Source organism: Aestuariivirga sp., assembly GCF_044239095.1.
In the GTDB taxonomy this organism is placed as follows: Bacteria; Pseudomonadota; Alphaproteobacteria; order Rhizobiales; family Aestuariivirgaceae; genus Aestuariivirga.
The window spans coordinates 1-4,595 of the sequence record NZ_JBIICB010000318.1 but is presented as its reverse complement, the minus strand read 5'-3'; the positions used below and the strand labels follow the sequence as shown (position 1 = coordinate 4,595).

At 63.6% G+C, this 4,595-nt stretch carries 5 protein-coding genes; all 5 read left to right on the top strand.

Annotated features, from left to right (window positions below; all coding sequences use genetic code 11):
- Positions 1-1,496: membrane protein insertase YidC (gene yidC, locus ACILRA_RS20165; RefSeq protein ID WP_395663844.1), on the top strand; the 1,496-nt coding region annotated here is incomplete at its 5' end.
- The gene (gene yihA, locus ACILRA_RS20160) at positions 1,493-2,128 is read left to right on the top strand and encodes a ribosome biogenesis GTP-binding protein YihA/YsxC (protein WP_395663843.1); all 636 of its coding nucleotides are present in this window, start codon (positions 1,493-1,495) and stop codon (positions 2,126-2,128) included. The genes yidC and yihA, both read left to right, overlap by 4 nt.
- A gap of 126 nt (positions 2,129-2,254) precedes the next feature.
- Complete coding sequence (gene argB, locus ACILRA_RS20155) at positions 2,255-3,145, top strand: acetylglutamate kinase (protein WP_395663845.1); 891 nt, start codon at positions 2,255-2,257, stop codon at positions 3,143-3,145.
- Complete coding sequence (locus ACILRA_RS20150; RefSeq protein WP_395663842.1) at positions 3,142-3,831, top strand: pyrimidine 5'-nucleotidase; 690 nt, start codon at positions 3,142-3,144, stop codon at positions 3,829-3,831. Before argB ends, ACILRA_RS20150 begins: the two co-directional genes overlap by 4 nt.
- 37 nt (positions 3,832-3,868) lie before the next feature.
- The coding region (locus ACILRA_RS20145; protein WP_395663841.1) for a 2,3,4,5-tetrahydropyridine-2,6-dicarboxylate N-succinyltransferase at positions 3,869-4,595 on the top strand (727 nt) is incomplete at its 3' end.

Below are 4,595 nucleotides of genomic sequence, written 5' to 3'. Positions count from 1 at the left end.
AGATCGACGACCTGCACCTGCTGCGCTACCGCGAGACGATCGATCCCAAGAGCCCCACCATCACCTTCCTGTCGCCGCATGGCACGCCGGGTGCGCTGTTCGCCGAGCAGGGCTTCGTGCCGGCCACTGGCACGCTGGCCAAGATGCCGGACTCGAAGTCCGTGTGGCAGGCCCCGGCCGGCGCCGTTCTTTCGGACGGCAACCCCGTGACCCTGACCTGGGACAATGGTGAGGGGCTGGTCTTCTCCCGCAAGATCGAGATTTCCGACCAGTACCTGTTCACCGTCACCCAGACGGTGGAGAACAGGTCGCAGGCGCCGGTGGCGCTCATTCCCTATGCGCGCATCCAACGCCAGGACACGCCGCTGGTCTCCGGCTTCTGGGTGTTCTTCGAGGGCATGCTGGGCTGGCTCAACGGCAGCCTCCAGGAAATCCACTACTCCGACGTGTCGGAGCAGACCGAGCCGCAGCGGTTCGACACCACCGGCGGCTGGCTCGGCTTCACCGACAAGTACTGGGCCGCGGCCATCGTGCCGGACCAGTCCATACCCGTGACTGCAAGCTTCCTGCACACCCGGTCCGGCAACCGCGACGTCTACCAGACCGACTATCTCGCCCGGGACGCACTCGTCGTGCAGCCGGGCGCGTCGGCGTCCTATCGCAGCCAGCTGTTTGCTGGCGCCAAGGTGGTCAGCACCATCAACGCCATTGAGGCCAAACACGGCATTGAAGGCCTCAACTACATGATCGACTGGGGCTGGTTCTATTTCCTGACCAAGCCCTTCTTCTACCTGCTTGACTGGATCAAGGGCCTCGTCGGCAACTTCGGCCTCGCCATCCTCATTGCGACGGTGCTGGTGAAGCTCGCGGTCTTCCCGCTTGCCAACAAGTCCTATGCCTCGATGAGCAAGATGAAGAAGCTCCAGCCCGAGATGGAGCGGCTCAAGACCGAGTATCCGGACGACCGCATGAAGCAGCAGCAGGCGATGATGGAGCTCTACAAGCGCGAGAAGGTCTCGCCGCTGTCTGGCTGCTTGCCCGTTGTGGTGCAGATCCCGATCTTCTTTGCGCTCTATAAGGTCATCCTGACCTCGATCGAGCTGCGCCATGCGCCGTTCTTCGGCTGGGTGCGCGATCTCTCCGCCCCTGACCCGACGAGCTTGTTCAACCTGTTCGGCCTCATTCCCTGGACGGTGCCCGATATCCTGCTGATCGGCGTGTGGCCGATCATCATGGGCATCACCATGTGGCTGCAGATGCGGCTTAACCCGACGCCGCCCGATCCGATCCAGGCGAGCCTGTTCAACTGGATGCCGGTGATCTTCACCTTCATGCTGGGCACCTTCCCGGCGGGCCTCGTGATCTACTGGGCGTGGAGCAACACGCTCTCGATCCTGCAGCAGTCCTACATCATGAAGCGGCACGGCGTGGAGATCGACTTCTTCGGCAACATCCGCGAGAGCCTGCCCTTCCTCAAGAAGAAGGCCGCGAGTTGACCGCCCGCTTCACAGAAGACCAGATCGATGCGGGCCGCCGTCTTTTCGGCGGCCCGTCGCGTTTCCTCCTGGGCGTTGCAAAGCTCGAGCAGCTGCCGCCGCCGGCAGGTGTCGAGATCGCCTTCGCGGGGCGCTCCAACGTCGGCAAGTCCTCGCTCATCAACGCGCTGACGGGGGTGAACGGGCTGGCGCGCGCCTCCAACACGCCAGGGCGCACGCGCGAGCTCAATTTCTTCGACGTCAACAGCCAGCTCACCCTCGTCGATATGCCGGGCTATGGCTATGCCAAGGCCCCCAAGCATGAGGTGAAGGTGTGGCAGGCGGTGCTGAGGGGGTATCTCCGCGGCAGGCCGGGCCTGACCCGCGCCTTCGTGCTGATCGATTCCCGCCACGGCATCCTGAAGGCGGACGAGGAGATGTTCGACCTCCTCGACGAGGCGGCCGTCACCTACCAGGCCGTGCTCACCAAGAGCGACAAGATCAAGCCGGCGGAACTCGAGAAGATGCGCGAGACGGTTGCCGCCGCCGTGAAGAAGCATCCGGCCGCCTTCCCCGAAATTCACGCCACATCGAGCGAGAAGGGCGGCGGAATCCCGGAACTTCGGGCGGAAATCGCAGGGCTGCTGTCGTGAGTCCCCTGCTCCCCCTTTCTTCCTGAGAGGGAGAGCGGGAATTGAATACGGCCCGCAAGCGCCAGACCCTTTGAAACCCTCGCAATTGTCCTGTAGGACGCTACTCGATTGACGGGGACCACTCTCATGGACGAACTCGGCACGACGGCCCGCATCCTTTCCGAGGCGCTGCCCTTCCTGCAGCGCTACGACGACCAGATCATCGTGGTGAAATATGGCGGCCACGCCATGGTGGATCCCAAGCTTGCCCACCAATTCGCGCGTGACATGGTCATGCTGAAGGTCTGCGGGCTCAACCCCATCGTCGTCCACGGCGGCGGACCCCAGATCAACCGCATGCTCGACAAGCTCGAGGTGAAGCCGGAATTCCGCGACGGTCTGCGCGTCACCGATGAGGCCACCATGTCGGTGGTCGAGATGGTGCTGTCGGGCTCGATCAACAAGTCGATCGTCGCCTCGATCCAGCAGGCCGGCGGCCGCGCCGTGGGCATCTCCGGCAAGGACGGAAATCTGCTCATCGCCGAGAAGCTCACCAAGAAGAAGATCGACCCTGAGACGGGCAAGACGGTGGAGATCGACTTCGGCTTCGTGGGTGAGCCGGTGCGCGTCAACACCCAGATCCTCGACACCATCATGAAGAGCGACGCCATTCCCGTCATCGCCCCCGTGGGCGTGGGCTGGGAGGGTGAGACCTTCAACGTGAACGCTGACACGGCGGCGGGCGCCATCGCCACCGCCACCCGCGCCAAGCGCCTGCTGCTGCTCACCGACGTCGCGGGCGTGCTCGACAAGGACAAGAACCTGATCAGCGAGTTGAAGGTGGGCGATCTGCCGGAACTCGTCGCCAATGGCACCATCACCGGCGGCATGATCCCCAAGGTGGAGAGTGCGGCCGCCGTGGTCGAATCGGGCGTCGAGGGCGTCATCATCCTTGACGGGCGCGTGCCGCATTCGGTGCTGCTGGAGCTCCTGACCCCCCATGGCGTCGGCACGCGCATCTCGCGGACCGGCGTATGAGAGGCTTTTCCCACATCGACACCTGGGTCTTCGACCTCGACAACACGCTCTATCCGGCAAGCTGCCGGCTGTTCGACCAGATCGACGTCAAGATGGGCGAGTTCGTCTCGCGGCTGCTCAACGTCGATTATGCGGAGGCCAAGCGCCGCCAGAAAGAGATGTTCTACAAATATGGAACGACGCTGCGCGGGCTGATGACCGAGCACGCCATCACGCCGGACGCCTTCCTCGACTATGTGCATGACATCGACCATTCGCCCGTGCTGCAGAACAATTTGCTGGACGCGGCGCTGCACAAGCTTCCCGGCCGCAAGCTGATCTTCACCAACGGCACGGTGGCCCATGCCGGGAAGGTGCTGAACCGCATCGGCATCACCCATCATTTCGGTGACATCTTCGACATCGTGCACTCGGACTTCATCCCCAAGCCGGAGATGGAGCCCTACCGCAAATTCATCCGGCAGACGGGCATCCGGCCGGAAACCTCCGCCATGTTCGAGGACATTGCCCGCAACCTCGAGGCGCCCCATGCGCTGGGCATGACCACGGTGCTGGTGACGAGCCCCGAGAACAAGGATGCCGAGCACCTCAACAGGTCCACGGGCGGCATCGCGCAGGAGCACATTCACCACGTGACGGACGATCTCGCCAGCTTCTTGGCGAACTTGACCGCACCCGCCAATTGAGCGAAAGCCAGCGCCACGTAACGCCGGGAGGGACAGCATGAGCGATCTTCAGACCACCATCGAGCAGGCCTGGGAAGGCCGCGACAAGGTCAATCTCGAAACGAAGGGCGCCGTGCGCGATGCCGTCAACGCGGCACTCGGCATGCTCGATTCCGGCAAGGCCCGCGTCGCCGAGAAGCGCGATGGCGAGTGGCACGTGAACCAGTGGCTCAAGAAGGCCGTGCTGCTGTCCTTCCGTCTCAATGACATGAGCATGATCTCCGGCGGCCCCGGCGGCTCCAGCTGGTGGGACAAAGTGCCCTCCAAGTTCGATGGCTGGGGCGAGACGGAATTCCGCGCCGCAGGCTTCCGCGCCGTGCCCAATTGCGTCGTCCGCAAGTCGGCCTATATTGCGCCGGGCGCCATCCTCATGCCGTCCTTCGTCAACCTCGGCGCCTATGTCGATACCGGCACCATGGTGGATACCTGGGTGACGGTCGGTTCCTGCGCCCAGATCGGCAAGAATGTGCATCTCTCTGGCGGCGTCGGCATTGGCGGCGTCCTGGAGCCGATGCAGGCCGGCCCCACCATCATCGAGGACAATTGCTTCATCGGCGCGCGCTCCGAAGTCGTCGAAGGCGTTATCGTGGGCGAGGGCTCGGTCATCTCCATGGGCGTGTTCATCGGCCAGTCCACCAAGATCATCGAGCGCGAAACGGGCAAGGTCCACATGGGCAAGGTGCCGCCCTATTCGGTGGTGGTCTCCGGCTCCCTGCCGCAAAAGC

Excerpts from the sequence above, each read along its gene's own strand:
- ACILRA_RS20150 (WP_395663842.1), top strand. The coding sequence starts at position 3,142 with ATGAGAGGCTTTTCCCACATCGACACCTGGGTCTTCGACCTCGACAAC.
- argB (WP_395663845.1), top strand. The coding sequence starts at position 2,255 with ATGGACGAACTCGGCACGACGGCCCGCATCCTTTCCGAGGCGCTGCCC.